This window comes from Candidatus Enterococcus wittei (genome assembly GCF_002140175.1).
Taxonomy (GTDB): Bacteria; Bacillota; Bacilli; order Lactobacillales; family Enterococcaceae; genus Enterococcus_B; species Enterococcus_B wittei.
This window is the reverse complement of sequence record NZ_NGMO01000002.1, coordinates 105177-130091: the sequence shown is the minus strand read 5'-3', so window position 1 is coordinate 130091 and position 24915 is coordinate 105177. Positions and strand designations below refer to the sequence as shown.

The window sequence follows — 24915 nt, the reverse complement described above, 5'->3', positions numbered from 1 at the left end:
CTATCTTTTTTATTTAGTTTATGCTACATTTTTACTTGTTATAAACACTTAGAAAAACATTGTTAGAAAGGACTCACCATGAAGATTATCGGTTATGCACGCACAACCATAAATGATGTTGATCTGACTACTCAAGTGGAGCAACTCTCTGATTTTGGTTGTCAAGAAATTTTTCACGAAGCTTATGGCTCAAAAGACACTATATCCGACAACATTTGTTTAGAAAAAGTAATCAATGAATTACAACAAGGTGATACATTAGTCATTTGCCAGCTTCATCGCTTGGGAAAATCTACTAGGCAATTAACAGAATTCACGCAACTATTCAAAGATCGTGGCTTACATTTAGTGAGCATCGATGAACACATCGATACGCGTGAACCAATGGGGAAAATCTATTTCCAATTAATGGAAGGATTAGCTGAGATGGAATGTACCTTAATCAAAGAGCGTACACTTATCGGATTGGATGAAGCACGTAAAAAAGGGAAAATTGGCGGACGTCCGAAAATCGACGCAAAGACCATCAAAAAAATTCGTCGCCTCTATTATGAAAAGAAAGAAACGATTCAATTTATTTCAACAAAATGCGGTGTCTCTGTCGGCACTTGCTATAAATACATCAATTTACCGGAAAAAGATATCCAGCAATTATTTAATTAGCTAAGAAAAATTAAAGGATTTCAATTTATCTATTATAAGAAGAAATCATAAAAAAATATAGATTTATTTCACACCTGATATGAAGCCAGTAAGATAAGCGATTTGAGCGAGAACTCAACTATTCTGCTTGTTTTACTAGCTTCTTTTTCTAACCACCTCCTCTACTTTCATGGCACTTCCTACATTTTTCAATGGAAATCTCTTCAAAAAAATTGTACAATAAGGCAGAACTGAAATTTTCAGAAATATAACCTATCTTAAAGGAGAGCGAAACATGCCAAAATTAGTTTTTTCACGTCATGGTCTTAGTGAATGGAATGCATTGAACCAATTTACTGGTTGGGCTGATGTAGACCTAGCACCAGAAGGAATCGAAGAAGCAAAAGAAGGCGGACGCAAGATCAAAGAAGCTGGAATCGAATTCGATATTGCTTACACTTCTGTTTTGACTCGTGCAATCAAAACTTGTAACTTGATTTTAGAATACTCAGATCAATTATGGGTACCTCAAATCAAATCATGGCGCTTAAACGAACGTCACTATGGTAAATTACAAGGTCTAAACAAAAAAGAAACTGCAGAAAAATACGGTGACGAACAAGTACACATCTGGCGCCGTTCTTATGATACTCTTCCTCCATTAATGGATGTAAATGATGAAGGTTCTGCAGCAAACGATCGTCGTTATGCAATGTTAGACAAACGTGACGTACCTGGTGGAGAAAACTTAAAAGTTACTCTAGAACGTGCATTACCATTCTGGCAAGATCACATTGCTCCAGCATTGTTAGACAACAAAACTGTTTTGGTGGCAGCACACGGTAACTCTTTACGTGCTTTAGCTAAACATATCGAAGGTATCTCTGATGATGACATCATGGATCTTGAAATCCCAACAGGTCAACCACTTGTTTATGAATTAGACGATGACTTGACAGTAATCAAAAAATACTACTTATAAACTTTTGTGAGATTAGTATAACAACAGGCTACGACTATGAGTCTAGCCCTAAGAAACAAACCGAAAAATCCGAAAATAGCTTTCCTATTTTCGAGATTCGTCGGTTTGTTTTTTTGGTTATTTCTGAAACATCGTTTATCTTACATTGAACACCTAGAAATTACTTTAATCCAGTTTTTTATTTTTTTTCTACATAATTAATGGCTTTTCTTCATAATGTAGGATACGATCATCAATAATCGACCGATACCAACTGGCTGATTTCTTCAAGGATCGTGTCCGCTCTTTATCTAACTCGATTCGAACAAGACCATAACGATTTTTGAACGCATTCATTGGTGAAACACAATCCGTAAAAGCCCAAAGCATATACCCTTCACAATTGGCTCCATTTTCTACCGCTTTTAATAACCAATACAAATGATCCGAGATAAACTGGATACGGTAGTCATCTTCAACCTGGCCCTCATCATTCATATAAAACTCTTCATTCTCACGTCCCATTCCATTTTCTGTGATCAACCAAGGAATACTTCCATAATTTTCTTTAAGATATTGAGCCATATCAAACATGACTTTGGGGTAGATCTCCCATCCACGAGAATTATTCATTTGCTTCCCCGGCAAATCAAATGTTTCATAGAACATTTCCGGATGAAAAGGGGTTTCTTGATTCCATTGATACCTTGGAGCGCGGACACGTTTTGGATAATACTGATTCACCCCTAAAAAATCCACCGTATGTTCTTGGATCGTTTGTAAATCTTTTTCTTTGGGGTCAAAATAGATTCCATATTTTTTACATAATTCAATCAATTCATCAGGATAATAGCCTTTGATCATGGGATCAAAAAATACTCGATTATAAAACAAATCATACATTTCTTTCGCCTTTTGATCTTCAGGAGAAGAAGAACGAGCATAGACCATCTCTGGATTTAGCACACAGCCGATCCGCCCTTTATAACCTTTTTGATGGTAGCAGGCGACAGCTTGGGCTGTAGCTAACACCTTATGATAGTTCCATAGCATCCATTTTCTAGTATTTTGTTCATGAGGCCATCGGACAGCATCTAAATAACAACGTGTTTGGATGACGATTGGCTCATTGAAAGTGAACCAATGTTTGACACGATCTCCATAACGCTCAAAGGCAATTTCAGCATATCGCGTGTATAGTTCTACGACATGTCTTGAGCTCCAACCATCATATTGATCCATCAAGTAGGCAGGAAGTTCATAATGTTCTAGACATAACATTGGTTCAATCCCAGCAGCAAGTAATTGATCAATCATTTGATCCACATGACTAGCATAGTCTTCATCCACGACCAAATTCTCATAGTCTGTAAAAAAGCGTGCCCAATTGATTGAAGTGCGATAATGAGTCAAATGGATCTCTTTCATGAAGCCAATATCTTCAGAAAATTTTTCCATAAAATTCGTTGCTACCGCAGGACCATAACCATTATGCCAAACAAAACGCTCTTCTTTGTACCATTTATCTAAGTAAGAGTCTTGTCCTTCTTTTTTTCCTTGCCAGCCCTCTGTTTGCCAAGCAGATGAAGCTGCACCTAAAATAAAATTCTCAGGTATTTTCATCATCATAGATAACTCCTTTTTATGCAATTTCACTTGTCGTACGATTCATGACCACAACAAATGGCAAGTAAATCAAAATCGCTACAACGATACAAACCACTTGAGTAAGAACGGCACCGATATCTCCTGCAGTTGCCAAATACGCATTAACGATCGGTGGCATCGGCCAAGGGACCATTACAACTGCCTTCGCTGCAAACCCTAGCGAAGTAGCAAAATAACCAATGGTTCCTGTGACTAATGGCGTAATGATAAAAGGAATAGCTAAAATCGGATTCAGCATGATCGGCATACCGAATATGACTGGTTCGTTGATATTAAAAATCCCTGGGGCTAAAGAAAGCTTCGTGATTTGTCGCATATCTTCCCGTTTTCCTACGATCATAATCGCGATCAATAACCCAATAGTCACACCAGAGCCACCCATACTCATATACATATCCCAAAATGGCATCGTAATAATATTGGGTGCTTCTTTTCCTGCTTCGATTGCTTCAGTATTCACTGCAATTGCCGCAAGTAGTAAAGGTTCTCTGATCGGTTTGACCATTTGATTTCCATGAATCCCGATCACCCAGAAAATTTGTGCAATAAACATTAATAGTAAAATTCCTGGAAGTCCTTGGACGATCCCTTCTAATGGTCGCTGTACCACATTATAAATAATGTCATAGAGATACATACCAGTAAGAGATTTGATTGCAAAACCAGCCGTCGCAATGGTCGTAACTGTCAGAATCGTTGGGAAAAGAGCTGAGAAACTAGCTGAAACATTTCCTGGTACACTGTCGGGCATTTTGATCTGCAACCTTTTTTGACGCCCTAACCAAGAGTACAACTCGATCGATACGATAGAAATAAACATTCCTAAAAACAAACCCTTTGTATCTGTATATTGTTTAGCAAGAACATTTTCTGCGATGACCGTGACATCCCCATTTAAAAACTCAAACATCATTGGATTGACCGATAAGTACGACATCACAGCGATAACTCCGGGGAAAACACCAGAAATTTTATTTAACTTTGCTAGTTCGATCCCAATCAGAAATACCACATAAATCGTAAGAAAACTCAAAGTAACATAACTGATTGAAGATGAGATTGGTTTTAGATTCTCCAAAAATCGTAAAGCTTTGATTTTTGCCAAGCCATTTTCTGAATCGAAGACCATTGCTGAAAATAATGTTCCAAAGGCGCCTGTGATTATGACCGGTATCAGTGCAGCAAAAGCATTTTTGATGACCATGATATAACGTAAATTATTTATTTTGTTTGCAAATACTCCTAAAACATTTGCTAATCTATCCATGAATCCTTGCATAAGCTCCCCCCTCAATTCTTATAAGCGAAAAAGAAAACGTTTACAAATAAAATGTAATTGATTTCCCTTTGAAAGTAAACTAGTCAGAGCCTATAGAAGCAAGGTATGTAAACCTACAAGTTTACATAGTCTGTTTTTTCCTCTATCCTTATATTGGAGGTGAGTCTAATGGCCAATTACCACGATATTGCTGCAGACCTTCGCAGCAAAATCAACCACGGATACTATGAAAAAGAAAAAAAATTACCAAAGCAAGCAGAACTTGCCACGCTTTACCATACAAGCAGAGTAACCATTCAAAAAGCACTGAATATTTTACAATTAGAAGGCATCATTTATGGAAAAAAAGGAACTGGAACATTCATCAATGATTCTTATTCCACCTTTGATTACAATGCCAAAATCAACCGTGGCCTGACAAGACGTTTAGGTGAAACTGGAAAAATCAGCAGTAAGATCATCTCTTTTGCCATTATTTACCCAGACGAAAAAGAACAAGAACAATTAAAAATCAAAAGTAACCAAAAAATCTATGATATTGTCCGCTTACGTTTATTTAACGATATCCCTTTTGTTCTGGAATATACAATCATGCCACTTCATGTCATTCCAGGAGTAACAGAAGAAGTCCTCACTTCTTCCGTTTATGGCTACATCACTAACCAACTTCATTCCACTATAGGGACATCTGTACGGAGAATCAAAGCCGATCGCGCTGACAAATACGATCAAAAATACTTAGCCTGTTCAGCAGCAGATCCAATTCTGGAAGTGGAACAAACGGTATACTTGGGTGATGGCACCCCCTTTGAATTTTCTCAATCTCGTCATCGTTATGATATGGGTGATTTTATTGTGGTGAACAATTAAGAAAATCAATCATTACTCTTCTATAAAAAGTTATGATGGCAGATTCAGTGTGTGCCTCCAAGCTAAAAATTTTCGGATGTAACCATTCTCTTTCTATAAATAAACTCTTTTTTTGAAGGAATATTTTCAAAAAAATAAGCCGAAGAAGCATAAAAATAGGAACGCCTATTTTTACTTCTTCGGCTTATTGTGAGTATTACAATCAAAGCACTTCTTTAGAAGGTAGTTTTGGAGCCTATCTCATCTAAAAGTAAGTAGAACGTTGTGTTCACCTATTTGCAATGGGACGACTAACATCTACTCCTTCTCATTTCACTTGTTCTTTTTAATCAAGAATGGCTGTTTCCAAGCCCACTTCAATCATGTCATTAAATGTTGTTTGACGTTCAGCGGCAGTCGTTTCCTCCCCTGTAATCAAATGGTCACTGACTGTCATGATAGCTAATGTTTGCACGTGATATTTTGCTCCTAGATAATAAAGCGCTGCTGCTTCCATTTCAACGCCCATTACACCCAATTCAGCTAATTTGAATGTTTCTGTTGTATCATCTTTGTAAAATGAATCTTCAGAAAGGACATTTCCTACATGTGTGGTAAAACCTTTGTCTTTTGCAATTTCATAAGCTTTCAACAATAAATCAAAATCACAGATTGGCGGGAAGTGAAAGGTTTTGAAATCTTTTTCAATCATTGAAGAACTAGTCGCTGCTCCTTGGGCGAGTACCAAGTCACGCACATGGACATCTTTCGATAAAGCACCACAAGTACCTACACGGATCAGTTTCTTCACCCCATATGAATGGATCAATTCATGCGCATAGATCGTTGCAGAAGGCATGCCCATCCCGGTACCTTGAACAGAGATTCTTTCTCCTTTATAAGTTCCAGTATAACCAAGCATACCTCGAACTTGGTTATAGCATACGGGATTTTCCAAAAACGTTTCTGCAATATACTTTGCTCTTAATGGATCTCCTGGAAGTAAAATCTTATCTGCGATCTCTCCCATTTTTGCTTCAATATGAACACTCATTTCGGTTACCTCTCGATCGATTTTATAGTGATGTCAATGTTTCTTTGATTAGTGATTTGAAGGATTGTTTCACTCTTTCCGTTGTTTCTACTACTTCTTCATGGTTCAAATTCGCTTGCATCCCTGCCGCTAAATTAGTGATACAAGAAATACCTAAAACTTTTAACCCATTATGTGCAGCTACAATGACTTCTGGAACAGTTGACATACCTACAGCATCTGCCCCCATCACTCGTGACATTCGGATCTCAGCAGGTGTTTCATACGTAGGCCCAGAATAGCCCATATAGACGCCTTCTTTTAATGTTAAGCCAAGTTTTGTCGCTGCTTCTTTCGCCACTCGACGATAAGTAGTTGTGTAGGCTTCACTCATATCTGGGAAGCGTGGTCCCATAGTCTCATCATTTGGACCAATCAATGGGTTTTGTCCTGTAAAGTTGATGTGATCGGTAATCAACATCAAATCTCCTGGTACAAACGATTCATTTACACCGCCACAAGCATTCGTGACAATCACAGAATGTGCACCTAATGCTGCCATTACCCGAACAGGATACGTAACTGTTTGCATCGAATGACCTTCATAAAAATGGAACCGACCTTGCATCGCTAATACTTTCTTACCAGAAAGCGTTCCATACACTAATTGTCCGGCATGCCCTACCACAGTAGAGGTTGGGAAAAATGGGATTTGATCATAAGGAATCACGATAGCATCTTCGATTTCATCTGCTAATTCCCCTAAACCTGAACCTAAAATCATTCCAAATTCAACTGTTTCTACCCCTTGTGACTGAATAAACTGAGTTGTTTCTTGTAACATTTCACTTAATTTCGTCATATTCTTCTCCTATTCCATTCGATTTATTCGGTCGTGAGAGAAATATTTTATCACCGAAGTGCAATTTCTCGGACAACGTTTGTCAAGGTCGCCAGAGAAACGTTCTACACTAAGGGATAAGAAATAAAAAATAGAAAATGGTTCTTTTCATTTTTTATTTTTTGGTCTTATCATCGAAGTGCAGTTTCTCAGACAACGTTTATCAAGATCGTACGAGTAACAAATAGATCCAAAAAAGCAAGTGGAAGAAGATGAAAATAGTTTTTCAACTTGGGGAATTCTTCCACTCACTTCTGAAAAAACTCATTCTCAAACGCCAAGAACCTTCAAATTATTCAATTAAAAAATATTCATTGAGTTAAGATTTATTTCAAAAGTTTCAAGAAACTTTCGCCATTTTCTGTTGCAGGTACGTCAAAATTTTCTGCGATTGTTGCAGCGATATCTGAATAATAACCTTGTAGAAGGCTACCTTGTTCCTTCATTTTTTTGCTGTAAGCAAGTAATGGCACATATTCACGTGTATGATCAGTTCCAGTAAAGGTTGGATCATTTCCATGATCTGCTGTAATCAATAACAAATCGTCTTCTCCCATGGCATCAAGTAATTCTGGAATACGCAAGTCAAAGTCTTCAATGGCATGAGCATAACCAACTACATCTCGGCGGTGACCATATAATGCATCAAAGTCTACTAAGTTGGTAAAGCTTAACCCCGTGAAATCTTGTTTCATCACATTCAATAGTTGATCTACACCATCCATATTGCTCTTTGTCCGTACAGAAGCAGTGATTCCTTGACCATTGAAGATGTCATTGATCTTACCCACTGCAATCACATCTTTTCCAGCTTCTTTCAATGAATCTAAAACTGTATGACCAAATGGATCCAAGGCATAATCGTGACGGTTGCTTGTACGAGTGAAGTTACCAGGTTGACCGATATATGGGCGAGCGATGATACGTCCGATCATGTATGGATCTTCTTTGGTAATCTCACGAACATATTCACAGATACGGTAAAGTTCTTCTAAAGGAATAATCTCTTCATGTGCCGCAATTTGTAATACTGGATCAGCAGAGGTGTAAACGATCAAATCACCAGTTTTCATTTGGTGTTCACCGAAATCATCAATAACAGCTGTTCCGCTGTACGGTTCGTTACAAACGATTTTACGACCTGAGAATTCTTCGATTTTTTTCAGTAACTCGTCAGGAAAGCCATTTGGAAACACACGAAAAGGAGTTTTGATATTCAAGCCCATGATTTCCCAGTGACCTGTCATTGTATCTTTACCGACAGAGACTTCTTCCAATTTTGTAGCATATCCTTGATGATCTTGAATCGCTTTAACCCCTTCTAATGGGCGGATCGTTCCTAAACCAAGCTGTTCAAGGTGAGGAATCGTCAATCCTGCTTCTTTAGCGATATGTCCTAAAGTATCGGCACCTAGATCTCCAAATTTTTCTGCATCAGGTGCTTCTCCGATCCCAACTGAATCCATGACGATCAAATGTACGCGTTTAAACATGATTATTCCTTCTTTCTTTTTATTTTCTTAATAAAATAAAAAAGGCGAGACGAAAAACACTTCCCGTAACCCGCCCTTTTTAATCACTAACGATTATTTGGATTTTATATAATTCTTACCGTTTGCTTTAGGTCCAGATGCTTTTCCTAAAAATGCGACTAAGACGATGATCGTCAATAGATAAGGAGCAATCTGTAGCAATACCGGTGGAATCGAAGAAATCACTGGTAATTGGGCTCCGATGATACTTAAACTTTGAGCAAACCCAAAGAATAATGAAGCACCCATTGCACCTAGTGGATTCCATTTACCGAAAATCATAGCAGCCATTGAGATGAACCCTTGACCAACAATGGTACCTGCTGAGAAGTTACCGGATATCGATTGTGCAAAGACAGCACCACCCATCCCACCAAGTAATCCTGAAATCAAGACGCCTGAGTAACGCATTGCATAAACGTTGATACCTAATGTATCGGCAGCTTGTGGATTTTCTCCGACTGAACGTAAACGTAAACCAAATCTTGTTTTGAAAATGATAAACCATGCCAAGATCGCAATCAAGATTGCAAAGTAAGCTGGTAAAAACGTATTTTTAAAGAAAATTGGTCCAATCACTGGAATATCCGATAATACAGGAAATGAAAAATAACCTAAATTTTGAGAGATATTATCGGTTTGACCTTTACCATACCACGCTTTGATCAAAAATACCCCTAAGGCAGGAGCCATCAAATTGATGACAGTCCCGCTAATGATATGATCAGCACGTAAGCTAACTGTCGCTACTGCATGAAGTAACGAAAAGAGTACACCTACAACTCCACCGACTAGAATAGAAATCCAAGGAGTCGCTGGTCCTAATGTTGAACTCATTGTTAGGTTAAAAACAACTGCACTGAATGCACCCATGACCATGATGCCTTCCAGCCCTACGTTAACGATCCCGCTTCGCTCAGAGAAAGTTCCGCCCAATGAGGTAAGGATCAACGGTGTTGAATAGACTAAAGTTGATGTAAGGATCAAAGCGATTAGTTCTACTGATGACATTACAACTCTCCCCCTTCTTGATTTTGGCTATTCGGTTTTGTTTCGATTGTTGCAACGATTTCTTCTTGTTTTTTCCCTTGGAAGAATTTTGCCATAAGGAAACGAATCAAGAAGTTGATTCCTACAAAGAAGATAATCAGTGCAATCGACACGTTCACGATTTCAAATGGAACGCCGGCACCTGTCTGCATTCCTAAACCACCAATCTTCAAAATACTGAATAAAATGGCTGATAAAAGAATACCGATAGCTGAACCTGATCCAAGAAGAGAAACTGCCATCCCATCAAACCCGATGGATAAAGAAGTCGTTTGAACAAAGAAGTTTTGGTATGTGCCCAATCCTTCCACTACTCCGCCAAGTCCGGCTAATGCACCAGAGATGACCATAGACAATACGATAGTACGTTTACTGCTCATTCCGGCATATTCAGAAGCATAAGGATTCAATCCAACCGAACGGATTTCATACCCTAAAGTCGTTTTCTTCATGACTACCCATACTAAAACCAATGCAATCAAAGCTAGAAACAGTCCACCACTGACTCTGGAACCACCAAACATTTGGGTCAGCCAAGGAAGACGCAACGAAGCATTTTGACTGATTAGATTGGAGGAGTCCAAACTAGAGCGATAAGAATCTGGCATCACTTCATGTAAAGCAAAGGTACTCAAGTAAAGCAAGATATAGTTCATCATTATGGTCACAATTACCTCACTTGTTCCAAAAAAGGCCCGTAGTAATCCCGGGATAGCAGCAGCCATTGCTCCAGCAAGTGCGCCTAAAATCACACACATTGGCAATAAAACTACTTTTGGCAGATCTGGAAAAGCTAATGCTGTCCAGACACTGACGATCCAACCACAAAGTGCTTGACCGGAAAGCCCGATATTGAAGAACCCTGCTGAATTGGCTACAGAAAACCCTAATGCGGTAAAAATCAAAGGTGTTGCTTGTCTCAATGTTTCACCGATACTACGCTGTGAACCTAAAGAAGCGTTCAACATCGAAGAATATCCTTGAATAGGATGGAATCCAAAGGCTGCCATCAATAAGGCTCCTAGGATCAATCCTAAAATAACTGAAAAAATAGGTACTAGCAGATTACGGAATTTTTCGCTGCGATCATTCATGTGCGCCACCCGCCTTTTCTAACTCTCTTCGTGCTTCTTCTAAAGAATAGCCCGCCATCAATAGACCTAGCTCATTTTCTGTTGTTTCTTTTGGATTAACGATCCCAACGATTTTTCCTTCGTGGATAACTGCAATACGATCTGATACATTTAAGATCTCTTCTAATTCAAAACTAATCAATAGCACCGCTTTGAACTTGTCTCTTTGTTCGATCAAACGTTTGTGGATAAATTCGATCGCACCGACATCCAGACCACGTGTAGGGTTTGCTACGATCAATAAATCTGGATCACGATCGACTTCACGAGCAATAATTGCTTTTTGCTGATTCCCTCCAGATAATGCTTTGGCAGGAACAAGTTCATTCGTTGTCCTTACATCGTATTCTTCGATCAAATCTCGTGCATGCTCATTCATCACCCCATAATTTAATAAGCCATTGTGACTATATGGTTTTTGATAATAAGTCTGTAGAGCAATATTTTCAGATAATGTCATATCTAGTACTAATCCATATTTGTGTCGGTCTTCTGGTACATGTCCTACACCGGATTCAGTAATTTTACGAGGTTTTTTATTGGTGATATCTTCATCTTTTAAGCGGATCGTACCACTTTCTACTTTACGTAAACCAGTTATCGCTTGGATCAATTCGGATTGACCATTGCCATCGATTCCTGCAATTCCTAAGACTTCGCCTGCACGTACTTCTAGACTTAAGTCTTTCACCGCTTCTAATCCTCGATTTTCTTTTACTACTAAGTTTTCGACAGAAAGCACCACTTCTTGTGGACGTGCTTCTTTCTTCATTGTCTTGAAGGAAACAGTTCGGCCAACCATCATATCCGCTAATTGTTGTGAAGAAACATCTTTGACATTGACTGTACCGATACCTTTCCCGCGACGAATGACTGTACAACGATCCGCAACTGCCTTGATCTCATCAAGTTTATGCGTAATCAAAATGATCGATTTTCCTTCTTTTACTAACTCTTTCATGATCTCGATTAATTCATCGATTTCTTGAGGTGTCAGTACCGCAGTTGGTTCATCGAAGATCAAGACATCTGCTCCACGATAAAGAGTTTTTAAAATTTCCACCCGTTGTTCCATCCCAACAGAGATATCCCGAACATATGCATCTGGATTGACTGCTAAGCCATATTGTTCAGATAATCGTTTGATTTCTTCACGGGCTTTTTTACGGTCAATAATACCGCCGACACTTGGCTCACTGCCTAGTACGATGTTTTCTGTTACAGTGAAAGCATCGACTAACATAAAATGTTGATGCACCATGCCGATCCCTAGCTGATTGGCTTTTGTTGGACTCGTGATCTGCACTTCTTTTCCATGCATCAAAATCTCACCAGAGGTTGGTTCTAATAGACCTGATAACACATTCATTAAAGTTGATTTACCTGCACCGTTTTCACCTAGCAATGCATGGATCTCTCCGGCTCTTACTTGTAAATTGATGTTGTCATTCGCTTTGAATGTGCCAAACTGTTTGGTAATATTTCGCATTTCGATGACAATATTTTCTTGATCCACATTTTTCACATCCTAATAATTTCTATCAAGGCAACGATTCATAATGATTTTGTAAAACAAAAAATCTGGTTTGAAGCAACAACTTCAAAGGGGAGTTATTCCCTTATCCAAATTGCCGTACTGTACAACTTGAATAAAGAAACAACAGTGATACACTAACTAAACGATAGCCCTGTTAAACAGCTGTCCAACAAGGCTATAGAAATAGATTTTATTCGTTTTCAGGTTTTTCTGGAACTTCGATTTCGCCTGCAATGATTTTTTCTTTTGCTTCATTTACTGCTTTTTTCGCTTTATCAGAAAGTTGTCCTTCTGTGATGCCAACACCGTCTTCTTTCAATCCGTAAACTGTGTGTTCACCACCAGGGAATTTACCATCTGCTGATTGTTGCGCTAAATCTTTTACGACAGTTCCTACAGCTTTAAGTGTAGATGTCAAAGTGAAGTTTTTCTCTTCTCCGTTGATTGTGTAGTTACCTTCATCTGATTGGTCACGGTCAACACCGATAACCCAAACTGTTTTGTCGCCTGATTCATTCAATGATTTTGCTTCTTGGAAGACGCCGTTTCCTGTACCACCTGAAGCATGGAAAATGATATCAGCATTTTGTGCATACATACCTTGTGCAATCGAGCGTCCTTTGTCTGGTGCAGAGAAATCACCAGCATATTGGTTCAATACTTTGATTTCTTTGTTCAAAGCTTTCGCTCCATCTTTCACACCAGCTTCAAACCCAGCATCAAAACGGTCGATAACTTCACCTTTTACCCCACCGATGAAACCAACCACGTTTGTTTCGGTTGTGTAAGCTGCAGCAATCCCTGCAAGATAAGAAGCTTCGTTATCTTTAAATGTAGCTGAGACAACATTGTCTTTTCCTTCGATTACATCATCAATGATTGCAAAATTTGTTTCAGGGTTATTTGTTGCTTGTTCTTCAATTGCCGGTTTTAATTTATAACCGATCCCAAAAATCGTTTTGAAGCCAGCATTCAATGCTTGGTCGATGTTAGGGATATAGTCTGATTCATTTGCTGATTGGAAATATTGGTAACCATCATTTCCACGTGAAAGATCATTTTCTTTACCCCACTCTTGTAACCCTTCCCAAGCTGACTGATTGAAAGAACGGTCATCAACACCACCTGTATCTGTAATCAACGCAGCAGTAGTTGTTTTTGATGAACTGTCGCCACCTGTTGAATCAGTAGAATCTGAACCGCTACCGCATGCGCCTAAAAGTAACCCTGCGGATAGTGCAACCGCACCTAAACCAAATAATTTTGCTTTTTTCATTTCTGTAAAGCCCCCTAAAGTAGTTGTTTTTTTCAACAGTCAGCTGACTGAATTGAACGTAGTTTATAGATCTTTTTCTGTAAATGCATAAGGCAATAACTCTCTCACCGACATTGTTTTTGTCACGCCTTCGTCACCGACTAAAGTGACTGGCATATCAGGTGCGCAAAATTCAGCCATTACTTGTCGACATGCCCCACAAGGTGAAATCGGCTCTGGTGTATGACCAGCGACCACTAAATGCGTAAATTCTCGTTCACCTTCTGAAACAGCTTTGAAAAATGCCGTACGTTCGGCACAGTTCGTTAACCCAAAGGAAGCATTTTCGATGTTGATTCCTTGATACGTTTTTCCTGATGAGGTTACTAAACAAGCACCTACAGGAAATTTAGAATAAGGTACATATGCCTTTTCTAATGCATCTATGGCAATGTCCTTCCATTCTTGATTACATTCTGACATATCATTTCTCCTTAGAAAATTAATAACCTTCTCCAGTTGAACCAGACATGATCGATACGCCCGCACTCGTACCGATTCTTGTTGCTCCTGCTTCAACCATTGCAACTGCTTCAGCTTCATTATGGATGCCGCCAGAAGCCTTGACTCCCATAGTAGGTCCAACCGTTTCACGCATCAAACGAACATCTTCCACTTTTGCGCCACCAGTTGAAAAACCTGTCGATGTTTTGACAAAGTCAGCACCGGCGGCTTTCGCAAGCTCGCAAGCTTTGATGATTTCATCATGACTTAATAACGCTGTCTCAATAATGACTTTCACTAATGCTCGATCTTTGGCAGCTTCTACTACTGCTTCAATATCTTTTTGGACAACTTCATATTCACCGGATTTCAATGCACCGATATTGATCACCATATCGACTTCATCCGCTCCGTTGTCAATCGCATCTTTTGTCTCAAACGCTTTGGTTGCGAAAGTATTTGCTCCTAAAGGAAATCCAATAACTGTACATACGGCAACTGGTTCACCTTTTAGTTGTTCTTTCGCCAATGATACCCATGTTGGATTGACACATACTGAGTAGAAATGATATTTCTTGGCTTCCTCAATAATTCCCATCACGGCTTCTTTTGAAGCATCTGCTTTTAGAATCGTATGGTCGATCATTCGATTTAATTCCATGTCTTTTCTCCTTTATTCTGTGATAATGTCATGTATCAACGTCGGTTTTTCAGCTGATTCACCGATTTCGATATTTTTATATAACAGTTCGATCACTGTCGAGATCTCTTCTTCATTACTATAGATAGTTACTAGTGACTCTCCAGCTTTCACCGAATCGCCAATTTTTTTATTTAATTTCAAACCTACCGCATGATCGATCGCATCATCTTTTGTCTTACGTCCCGCACCCAGCATCATTGCCGCAATTCCTAATTCATTTGCAACGATCTTAGACACAATGCCAGATTCCTTTGCAGGCAATTCAAAGGTATAACGAGCAGTCAATAGACGTTCAGGTTCATCCACAATCGTTGAATCGCCTCCTTGATTTTGGATCATCTCTTTGAACTTCGCCAAAGCTTTCCCTGATTCAAGTGCTTCTTCCAACATCACTCTTGCTTCATCCATCGTCTTGGCTTTTTCTGCTAAAACAACCATTTGACTTCCTAAGGCATAACACATTTCGACTAGGTCTTCTGGACCATCTCCTTGAAGTGTCTCAATCGCTTCAACGACTTCCAAGCTATTGCCGATGGCTTCTCCTAATGGCTCTGACATGTCCGAAATGACCGCAACTGTTTGACGATTAGCTAATTTACCGATGCGTGTCATTGTTTTAGCTAGACGTCTAGCATCATCGATGTTTTTCATAAAGGCACCGTCACCTGTCGTTACATCCAGCACGATTGCATCTGCTCCCGCAGCGATCTTCTTGCTCATGATCGAGCTTGCGATCAAAGGGATCGAGTTGACAGTTGCTGTCACATCACGTAATGCATATAGTTTTTTATCTGCCGGTGCTAGATTTCCCGACTGTCCAATAACAGCGACTTTACTTTCATTGACGATACGAATAAATTCCTCATCGGATAATTCAATCTTAAAACCTGGGATTGCTTCAAGTTTATCTAATGTACCACCAGTATACCCAAGCCCTCGTCCAGACATTTTCGCTACAGTCACACCGACACTAGCGACTAATGGTGCTAAGATCAATGTCGTTGTATCACCGACACCACCTGTTGAATGCTTATCCACCTTGATGCCATCTAATGAACTTAAATCGATCACATCACCAGAGTGGGCGATTGCAAGAGTTAAATCAGTAATCTCTTCATCAGTCATATCTTGATAGAAGATTGCCATCAGCAATGCACTGATTTGATAATCAGGAATTGTATCATTTGTATAATTGGTAATAATATACTCAATTTCCTCTTTTGATAATGTGTATCCGTCTCTCTTTTTTTCAATCAGATCTACCATTCGCATTGCTTGATCCTCCCTGTTCTTCATTCGGTATTATACAGGAAATTTAAAAAAGGTAAACCACTTTAGTAAACCGGTTTACTTAATTTCCGAGACTTGCTCTACCGACTTTGTAAACACTTACATAAGCAATATAACGCTGACTTAGACCTTTGTCAATGCTTTTACGCTCTCACGAATAATTAATTTTGTTTCAAAGATTTTGTTCGGAACTTTTCTTTGAGGGAACTCGATCGTATCGATCAAAAAACGAGCCGCATAAAATCCAATATCAAAACTTGGTTGCTTGACAGTTGTCAGCTTAGGGATCATGTATTCCGATAATTTCAAACCATCGAATCCAATCACTGAAATATCTTCTGGGATTCGCTTGCCAATTTCATGGATCGCTTGGTAACAGCCTATCGCCATTGCATCATTCCCACAGAACACTGCAGTCAAATCTTTTTGACGTAATAACTTCTTCGATGCTTCATACCCACCTTGGACTGTCAGCTCTCCTTCTTCTACTAACTTGCCATTGAAAGCCAATCCATGATCTTTTAAGGCATGACGATAACCATTGAATCGCTCTTCTAATTGATAGTAGCCAGTTGTTTCTTTCAACATACCGATTTTCGTATGCCCATTGTTGATCAGAAGAGAAACTGCTTGATAAGCACCTTCGTATTCTTTGACAATCAAACGCCCATTATCACGAGCATTTAGCCCACGGTCGATCAAAATAATCGGCATGTTTTTAAAAAAACCACTGTCTAACGAATATTCCTGCGGCAAAATATTAGGTGTTGCTAACAAAAGGCCATCTACGGCACGATGTGAAAGCTCCTGCAAATACTTGATTTCATTTTCTTGACTATGACGTGAGTTACATAAGACAATCACATAGCCAAGTGGATTCAAATAGCTTTCTACCCCTTCAATCAATTTGGAAAAAAAGAAGTCAGTCACATCAGGCACGATCATGCCAATCGTTTTCGAATGGCGATTGATCACATTTGAAGCAAAATAATCCGGTTTATAGTGATGCTCATTGACGATCGATAAAACTTTTTTTCTTGTTTTATCACTAAAACGACTCCCTTTATTGTTTAAAATTTGTGACACGGTGGTAACTGATACACCAGCCATTTCAGCGATATCCCTAATCGTCAGCTTCACTTTAGCTCCCCCTTTTGTATGTAAATTCCCTATCAGTGTACCAAAAGCTTTGCAAAATGGATAGAAAAAAAGTGAGAAGGTTTCCTTCCTAGCTTCAAAGAAAGCGCACCCGTTACGATATTCTTCAAATAAAAACACACCTATCGAATTCATAAAAAAAATAGCAATTTCTAAAATTTGTCACCTCGACAAGTCACTCTGGAGATCCAAGGAAAAGAGGCTGGGACAGAAGTGGTTAACTCCGAGAAATTAAGAAGGAATTCACGAAAAATGCTTTTCAAATTTTTGAGAAATTTTGGCATATTTCCGAAGGAGTTGCTTCTGCTCCCGCCGTTTATATGTATTTAGAGCGTGGAACAAAAGTAAATAACGCTTTTGTCCCACGCTCGACTTGATTTAGAAAGAGTGATAAAAAAATCTGATGGCTACATTTTTATGTATTTCCCTATAATTGAACTTTTCCAACCACTATGTAACATTAGATTTTTGTGCCATAAAATTTTTAAAAATAAGCCTTTAAAATCTCTCGGGCCTCATTATAGAAATTTATATATTTCGATCTTCAATAATTAGCGGATCGAGTGATTCCCTCTCGAAAAAACACTGGTTTACCTCAAAATCAACTTTCTTCAGTTAATTACTTGAAAAGTTTCAAAAAAATCAAGTCTCCCTGTTATAAAAACAAGAAAGTTACACTGATTTGGATTGTTTTTATTATTGTATGTTTCACATTAGAACAGACTTCCATCCCCAACCAGCTGAGTCTATGATAGTAGAGGTCCAAGTCTCAACCTTGATAAAACCACCTTGCTGTTCAGACTCTTAGTCGCAGAATTTTTTCTGCTTTTTCTTCTCATTATGTAATGGAACATTTTATTTTAAAAGACTAAAAAGATCGTAATCACCGTCAGACGTTTATTTATCGGATCGTATACACTCCACAACCTCACGCTTGAAGACACATCATCAAAATTATAATAATTCGTAAATTCGGGATTCCAAGAGTAGATAACTAAGTTCTGTTTCTCTGGGAAAAGATCTTCATTCAGTGACACAAAATCAGCTCTTGTAAGACTTTCTATTTGAACTCCATCAAAAAAAGCCTGTTCGTATGCACTTTGTTCTTTGAAAAATAGCTGTGGACTGACTTCAAGGACTTTAATCATGTCTAGATTTACATAAATTGGATATTGATCCCGGCCAAAAGTAGTTGGGTCAAGCTCTGTCTCCATAATAGGATCTGCTTCTATGAAACTAAATTCCGTTTTAAACTCTTCTGGTGTCACAGCTGTTCCTACCTCATTATAATGGGCAATTGCCCATTGGGAACATTTCGTGACACGGTTATAATATCCAAGTTGTGTCATTACTGCTTCTTGATGACTTTCTAATCCTTGATACTCGTTTTCTTTGAAAAAAATATAACCGACATAATAAGGTATTTTTTTTTCTTGTTCATACAATACATCTAAGCTTTCTTTTTCTAGTAATTCCATTTTCTTCCCTCCTCTTTTTTATGTATCAATTAATCAAATACTTATGACTTAAATCTGCCAATCAATGCAGAAATATATCTATCAGATCTCCACCTATAGACCTCAATAACCGATACATGATCGCACTTCTAAAAATAATTCACCTCCTTTTCCTACAAGAAGTACTAATTAGTTGAACTCACGTGTCTCATTTTGCTTTTCATTGAAAGCGTTCACAAAAAATATCACCAGATTATTTTATATATCGCTATTGCTTGTCCTCTAGATAAATATTTTTAGTGAATGATTAAAAAAATACTATCTACCTTTACAATTTTAAAGTCAACTTAGTTTTTTTACAAGTGATTATTTATACGATAAACCCTTTAAAAATAGACTTTATGAAAAAAACAAAAATATTATTATTTGTTCTTTTATTCTATCATTTGTATCCTCAATACTTTTCACAAAAAAAAGACAAAGAAACACTGTTTCTTCCAGACTGTAGACAAAAGCATCAGTTTCCTCTTTACTAAGAGTGTAGACTGATACTTTTGTCTATTTTTGTATAATAAAAGATATGAAGACATATGCTTCCACTGCCAAGTGGCCAATTTTTTCAGGTTCATTGCGGCAAAAACAAGCATCGTATGCACCTGATTTTTTTCCAAGCCTCGATACTTGGTGTAGCGCATTCCATGCTTTTCCTTTGCGTCTGCAAAAACACGTTCAATCGTTTCTTTTCTTTTTTTATATTTTTCGCGATTATACGCCGTATGGCGTAAATGTTCTGCTTCATCTAAGTAATCTTCCCAAATGTGTCTATGTATTTCTTTTTGGTGTTTCTGGCTTTCTGTACAATTTTTCAATAATGGACAAGTTTCACAAATAAAAGATTTAGATACATATTTTTTATAGCCATCTCGAGTAGTTGTGCGAAACTGAAGTGTTTGATCATTGGGGCATAAGTACCAATTATAATGGGAATCATAATCAAAATCTTTCTTTTTAAAACGTTCTTTGTTTCCTTTGGGTCGAGTATAAGGAAAAATGGGCCGTAGTTTTTGGTCGATTAAATACTTGGCATTCCAAGGTGTTTTGTACGCAGCATCAGCAGCTACACCATAAAAGGAGAAACCACGCGATTTAACACGTTCAATTTGTGGCACGAGCATTCGGCTGTCATGTAGATTTCCAGGCGTAATCATGACATCTAATACAAAACCATTTTCATCACAAACGGTATGAGCAGAATAAGCAAACTGTTTTTCTCGTTCTGTTTTTACATAATAACCACTTTCTGGATCTGCGACACTAATTTTCCTTTCTACCACCTCCTGACGAATGATTGAACCAAAAGGGCGTTTGCCTTCGGCAATTCTTGCTTCATTAATTTCTTCTTCCAATTGTTTTTGGTATAAAATGGCTTCTTTATGTGCCATTTCTCTTGTAAAAATACGTTTGTTCGCATTCGCTTTAATATGAGTTGAATCCATATACAAAATTTCTTCATGAATAAATCTAGCATCAACTGCTTGTTCAAGAATAACGATAAATATCTGTTCAAACAAATCGGTTTCTCTGAAACGCCGTGCATAGTTTTTACCAAAAGTCGAAAAATGAGGAACTTTATCAATTAAACTAAGCCCAAGAAACCAACGATAAGCTAGGTTTGTTTCAACTTCTTTAATGGTCTGACGCATCGAACGAATCCCAAATAAATATTGAATGAATACTAATTTTACTAAGACGACAGGATCAACACTAGGACGACCAATGGTCGAGTAAGTTGATTCAACAATTGGATAAATAAAATCAAATGACAATGATTTGTCAATTTTACGGACCAAATGATTTTTAGGAACAAGTGCATCTAGCGAAATTTTGGCTTCTTCCATTCGACTATCCATTGATTGTTTGGACATCATTATACATTCCTCCTCGAAAAGCAAACGTTTTCTTTAATTGTAACAAAAAAACTGTAGAACAAAGAAATTTTTTTCTTTGTCTACAGTCTGAAGAAACACTGTTTCTTCATCTTCTTCATTTTATTCTATTAATGGAAAATCTGCTGGTTCCTATTATTCTTTTACGCTTTTGATGATGTAATAGCCTTTATCTTTTGTAACGATTTCTGCATTACCAAATGTTTCTTCCATTTTCTTTTGCGCACTAGGAGCACCTTGTTTTTTCTGGATCACGATCGTTAGTGTGCCACCCGTCACTAATCTTGGATAAGCTTCAGTTAAAATCTCGTGGACAACTTTTTTACCTGCACGAATCGGCGGATTGCTGATGATCGCTGCGTACTTCTCTTCTTCTACTTCAGCGTAGATATTCGATTGATGGATCACGACATTTTTTATTTGATTGCGTTTGGCATTTCCTTGCGCCAATTCGACTGCTCGTGCATTGATATCCACCATTTCTACCATGCGCTGACTAGCATAAGCAATGGATAAGCCGATGGGGCCATAGCCACAACCGACATCTAAAATTCTTCCTTCTGGTAGATTTTCCCATTCAAAGGCATCAATCAAAACTCGTGAACCATAGTCCACTGTTTCACGTGAAAACACCCCAGAATCTGTGACGAATTGAAATGTTTTTCCTTTTAAATTAAACGACCATTCATCAAATTCATGGGCAGTCTCTGGGCGTTCGGAATAGTAATGATTTGTCATAGCGTTCATCCTTCTCATCTGTTAGATGCTCATAGTCTAACGTTTAACCAGAAAAGGTGCAAGCTAAACCGCATCATTTCCTACTCATTCCTTTCGTACTTATCAAGTTTCTTTTCAAAAATCATTTTTTTTGATTTCTATAGTAAGATCAGAAACTATCGACCTTTCATGAGTGTCAGCTAGCAAAATAAACCTTCCTTTGAACCCTCAAAAAAGTGCCCCCTTTCCTTATATTTTCCTCTTCAATAAAATTCTTGGATCACTCTTTTTCTATTTTTTTATTCAAGTTTTTCAAAAAATAAGTTTCTTTTTTTACTGACATTTTTTCTTTCAGAAAAAAGACCCATCATTCCTACTTAAGTGGTAGGGTTTGCTCTTATTTTGTGTTAAAATAGGTCCATTGATGGGAGAATGCAGGAGGCTATTATGAATGATCCAATGAACTACTACCGAGTAGCAAGAGAAGAATGGCGCGAATTTTATCGCAATGGGCAAGCCCCATTGACACAAGATGAGTTAGATAATATCAAAAGTTTGAATGACCGAATTTCAATGCAAGATGTCCGTGATATCTATGTTCCATTGGCGCATTTGATTTTTCTGCACATGAAAGAATTTGAATCTCTCTCATTAAGTAAAGGACTATTTCTTCATAAATATGTCCAAGTGCCCCCGTTCATTATCGGGATTGCTGGAAGTGTCGCAGTTGGTAAAAGTACCACTGCACGTTTATTGCAAATGATTTTATCTCGAACTTTCAAGAAACGGAATGTTCAGTTGATCACAACAGATGGATTCTTGTACCCAAACAAAGTCTTACAAGAACGTGGTATCATGGATCGCAAAGGATTTCCAGAAAGTTATGATATGGAGATGCTGATCGATTTTTTAAACCGAGTGAAATCTGGACAAGAAATAATCAAGGTACCTATGTACTCACATAATGTGTATGATATTGTGCCTGATGAGTATGAACTGATCCAACAACCTGATATTTTGATCGTAGAAGGGATCAACACCTTGCAACTACCAGCCAATCAGCAAATTTACGTCAGTGACTTTTTTGATTTTTCTGTGTATGTTGATGCCGATTCTTCATTGATTGAAAAATGGTATTTAGATCGCTTCGGTGCATTGCTAGACACAGCTTTCCAAGATCCAACGAATTATTATTATCGTTTTGCCATTGGGGATCGTGAAGATGCTTTCAATATGGCACGAGAAGTCTGGAAAAATGTGAATTTGAAAAATTTAAACGAATATATCTTGCCTACTCGAGGGAGAGCCGATATAATTCTCCATAAAACTGAAAATCATATTATCGATTCGATTTTCATGCGAAAATATTAGCATTTTAAAATAGTTCAACTATTTTGAGATAAATTTTAAAGGGATAGGGGTAATAAATGTGACGAACGTTGCCGATATGACAAACGTTGAAAAAATCATCGTACTAGATTACGGTAGTCAATATAACCAGTTGATTACACGACGCATCCGTGATTTAGGAGTTTTTTCTGAATTATTGAGCCACCGCATTACAGCTGAAGAAGTAAAAGCAATGAATCCAAAAGGGATCATCCTTTCTGGAGGGCCAAACAGTGTCTATGACGAAAATGCATTTGGTATTGATCCTGAAATTTTCAACTTAGGGATTCCTGTTTTAGGTATTTGTTATGGTATGCAGTTGATCACGTATAAGCTAGGCGGTTCTGTTGAGCCAGCTAAAAACCGCGAATACGGAAAAGCATTATTGGAAGTAACATCAGATGATGCCGTTTTATTCAGCAAAACACCAAAACAACAAATTGTTTGGATGAGCCATGGCGATTTAGTAACCAAAGTTCCAGAAGGATTTGAAACGGTCGCTACAAGTAACGACTGCCCAATTGCTTCAATCCAAGACACAAAACGCAATTTCTATGGGATCCAATTCCACGCAGAAGTCCGTCATTCAGAATACGGAGTCGAATTACTACGCCATTTTGCGTTTGACATTTGCCAATGTGAAGGCAACTGGACAATGAACAACTTCATCGACATGCAGATCGAAAAAATCCGCGAACAAGTTGGTGATAAAAAAGTATTACTTGGTTTATCTGGTGGTGTAGATTCTAGTGTAGTCGGCGTTCTTTTACAAAAAGCTATCGGAGATCAATTAACTTGTATTTTTGTTGATCACGGTTTGTTGCGTAAAGGTGAAGCAGAACAAGTCATGGAAAGCTTAGGTGGAAAATTCGGCTTGAACATCATCAAAGTAGATGCAAGAGATCGTTTCTTGGACAAACTTGCTGGTGTTTCTGACCCTGAACAAAAACGTAAAATCATCGGAAACGAATTCGTCTACTTATTTGATGATGAAGCGACAAAATTAGCCGGTGAAGAAGGCGTTTCTTTCTTAGCCCAAGGAACTCTTTACACCGATGTCATCGAAAGTGGTACAGAAACTGCACAAACGATCAAATCACATCACAACGTTGGTGGATTACCTGAAGATATGCAGTTTGAATTGATCGAACCATTGAATACTCTCTTCAAAGACGAGGTTCGTGAACTAGGAACAGAACTCGGCATGCCTGACTCAATCGTTTGGCGCCAACCATTCCCAGGCCCTGGTCTTGGTATTCGTGTTCTTGGCGAAATCACAGAAGAAAAATTAGAAATCGTCCGTGAATCAGATGCGATTTTACGTGAAGAAATCGCCGCTGCAGGCTTAGACAGAGATATCTGGCAATACTTCACAGTCTTACCTGGTATCCGTTCTGTAGGTGTTATGGGCGATGGTCGTACGTATGACTATACGGTCGGTATCCGTGCTGTCACATCCATCGATGGAATGACCGCTGACTTTGCTCGCATTCCTTGGGATGTGCTACAAAAAATCTCTGTACGTATCGTTAACGAAGTATCTCACGTTAACCGTATCGTGTACGATATTACCTCAAAACCACCTGCAACTGTGGAGTGGGAATAAGTACAAACAGCCTAGAAACCTTTATTTATCGAGGTTCTAGGCTGTTTTTGAGTGTGATTGCAACCATTTTGCAACCAATAATACCTTTGATTAAAAGGGTAAGTCATCATCACTAATATCAAAAGGAGCTTCAATTTTAAGAGGAATTTTACTTAACCTTATATTTAAATTATCTAAGATAGTTTTTCTCCCTTCATAATTACTATATAAAAATAACTTATAAAATTTTTCTATAGTCGAAATTTTAATTAAATTTCTTTTATAGTAAGAATAGCCATTATTGACAAAAACATTCACTATAAGTG

The 24915-nt window shown here is 38.1% G+C and carries 22 protein-coding genes; 5 read left to right on the top strand and 17 right to left on the bottom strand.

All coding sequences use genetic code 11. The features are described from left to right. Positions 1–78 precede the first annotated feature (78 nt). Positions 79–663, top strand: a complete 585-nt coding sequence (locus tag A5844_RS04950; RefSeq protein WP_086284174.1) for a recombinase family protein — start codon at positions 79–81, stop codon at positions 661–663. A gap of 274 nt (positions 664–937) precedes the next feature. Then, entirely contained in the window at positions 938–1624 is a 687-nt protein-coding gene (locus A5844_RS04945; protein ID WP_086284173.1) for a 2,3-diphosphoglycerate-dependent phosphoglycerate mutase, read from the top strand. Between the two features lie 189 nt (positions 1625–1813). Here the strand turns inward: A5844_RS04945 and A5844_RS04940 are convergent, their stop codons facing one another. Both A5844_RS04940 and A5844_RS04935 read right to left on the bottom strand, forming a co-directional pair. Beyond that, entirely contained in the window at positions 1814–3232 is a 1419-nt protein-coding gene (locus A5844_RS04940) for a glycoside hydrolase family 1 protein (protein WP_179190547.1), read from the bottom strand. 13 nt (positions 3233–3245) lie between these two features. Beyond that, positions 3246–4550: a PTS sugar transporter subunit IIC gene (locus tag A5844_RS04935; RefSeq protein ID WP_086284172.1), complete on the bottom strand. Its 1305-nt coding sequence runs from the start codon at positions 4548–4550 to the stop codon at positions 3246–3248. Between the two features lie 168 nt (positions 4551–4718). Here A5844_RS04935 and A5844_RS04930 point away from each other — a divergent pair, with 168 nt between their 5' ends. Then, positions 4719–5420, top strand: coding sequence for a GntR family transcriptional regulator (locus tag A5844_RS04930; RefSeq protein WP_086284171.1), 702 nt, complete (start codon positions 4719–4721; stop codon positions 5418–5420). Between the two features lie 325 nt (positions 5421–5745). Here the strand turns inward: A5844_RS04930 and deoD are convergent, their stop codons facing one another. The 14 genes from deoD to A5844_RS04855 form a co-directional block, all read right to left on the bottom strand. Beyond that, positions 5746–6453 (bottom strand): purine-nucleoside phosphorylase, encoded by a 708-nt coding sequence (gene deoD / locus A5844_RS04925; RefSeq protein ID WP_086284170.1) that lies wholly within the window; start codon positions 6451–6453, stop codon positions 5746–5748. A 22-nt stretch (positions 6454–6475) separates the two neighbouring features. Continuing rightward, positions 6476–7294, bottom strand: coding sequence for a purine-nucleoside phosphorylase (locus A5844_RS04920; RefSeq protein WP_086284169.1), 819 nt, complete (start codon positions 7292–7294; stop codon positions 6476–6478). 365 nt (positions 7295–7659) lie between these two features. Further along, entirely contained in the window at positions 7660–8826 is a 1167-nt protein-coding gene (deoB, locus tag A5844_RS04915) for a phosphopentomutase (RefSeq protein ID WP_086284168.1), read from the bottom strand. A 93-nt stretch (positions 8827–8919) separates the two neighbouring features. Beyond that, positions 8920–9876 (bottom strand): ABC transporter permease, encoded by a 957-nt coding sequence (locus A5844_RS04910; RefSeq protein ID WP_086284167.1) that lies wholly within the window; start codon positions 9874–9876, stop codon positions 8920–8922. Beyond that, complete coding sequence (locus A5844_RS04905) at positions 9876–11009, bottom strand: ABC transporter permease (protein ID WP_086284166.1); 1134 nt, start codon at positions 11007–11009, stop codon at positions 9876–9878. Before A5844_RS04905 ends, A5844_RS04910 begins: the two co-directional genes overlap by 1 nt. Beyond that, positions 11002–12564 (bottom strand): ABC transporter ATP-binding protein, encoded by a 1563-nt coding sequence (locus A5844_RS04900; protein ID WP_086284165.1) that lies wholly within the window; start codon positions 12562–12564, stop codon positions 11002–11004. The genes A5844_RS04905 and A5844_RS04900 overlap by 8 nt, the downstream gene beginning before the upstream one ends. A 211-nt stretch (positions 12565–12775) precedes the next feature. Then, the gene (locus A5844_RS04895) at positions 12776–13861 is read right to left on the bottom strand and encodes a BMP family lipoprotein (protein WP_086284164.1); all 1086 of its coding nucleotides are present in this window, start codon (positions 13859–13861) and stop codon (positions 12776–12778) included. A 63-nt stretch (positions 13862–13924) separates the two neighbouring features. Further along, positions 13925–14323 (bottom strand): cytidine deaminase, encoded by a 399-nt coding sequence (locus A5844_RS04890; RefSeq protein WP_244610790.1) that lies wholly within the window; start codon positions 14321–14323, stop codon positions 13925–13927. A gap of 19 nt (positions 14324–14342) precedes the next feature. After that, positions 14343–15005: a deoxyribose-phosphate aldolase gene (gene deoC / locus A5844_RS04885; RefSeq protein ID WP_086284162.1), complete on the bottom strand. Its 663-nt coding sequence runs from the start codon at positions 15003–15005 to the stop codon at positions 14343–14345. Between the two features lie 12 nt (positions 15006–15017). After that, positions 15018–16319, bottom strand: a complete 1302-nt coding sequence (locus A5844_RS04880) for a pyrimidine-nucleoside phosphorylase (protein WP_086284161.1) — start codon at positions 16317–16319, stop codon at positions 15018–15020. 141 nt (positions 16320–16460) lie between these two features. Next, the gene (locus A5844_RS04875; protein ID WP_086284673.1) at positions 16461–17477 is read right to left on the bottom strand and encodes a LacI family DNA-binding transcriptional regulator; all 1017 of its coding nucleotides are present in this window, start codon (positions 17475–17477) and stop codon (positions 16461–16463) included. 878 nt (positions 17478–18355) lie between these two features. Continuing rightward, positions 18356–18973: a hypothetical protein gene (locus tag A5844_RS04865; protein WP_086284160.1), complete on the bottom strand. Its 618-nt coding sequence runs from the start codon at positions 18971–18973 to the stop codon at positions 18356–18358. Positions 18974–19416: 443 nt separating this feature from the next. Then, positions 19417–20880 carry an IS1182 family transposase gene (locus A5844_RS04860; RefSeq protein WP_086284159.1) on the bottom strand — a complete coding sequence of 488 codons (1464 nt, stop codon included), beginning with the start codon at positions 20878–20880 and terminating at the stop codon, positions 19417–19419. A gap of 153 nt (positions 20881–21033) precedes the next feature. Then, on the bottom strand, positions 21034–21636 hold the full coding sequence (locus tag A5844_RS04855; protein WP_086284158.1) for a class I SAM-dependent methyltransferase: 603 nt from the start codon (positions 21634–21636) through the stop codon (positions 21034–21036). 426 nt (positions 21637–22062) lie between these two features. Here A5844_RS04855 and coaA point away from each other — a divergent pair, with 426 nt between their 5' ends. Together coaA and guaA are read left to right on the top strand one after the other, a co-directional pair. Then, entirely contained in the window at positions 22063–22986 is a 924-nt protein-coding gene (gene coaA / locus A5844_RS04850) for a type I pantothenate kinase (protein ID WP_086284157.1), read from the top strand. 58 nt (positions 22987–23044) lie between these two features. Then, positions 23045–24610, top strand: coding sequence for a glutamine-hydrolyzing GMP synthase (guaA, locus tag A5844_RS04845; protein WP_086284156.1), 1566 nt, complete (start codon positions 23045–23047; stop codon positions 24608–24610). Between the two features lie 90 nt (positions 24611–24700). Here the strand turns inward: guaA and A5844_RS14410 are convergent. Then, a partial coding sequence (locus A5844_RS14410; RefSeq protein WP_218776167.1) for a hypothetical protein occupies positions 24701–24915 on the bottom strand: 215 nt, incomplete at its 5' end.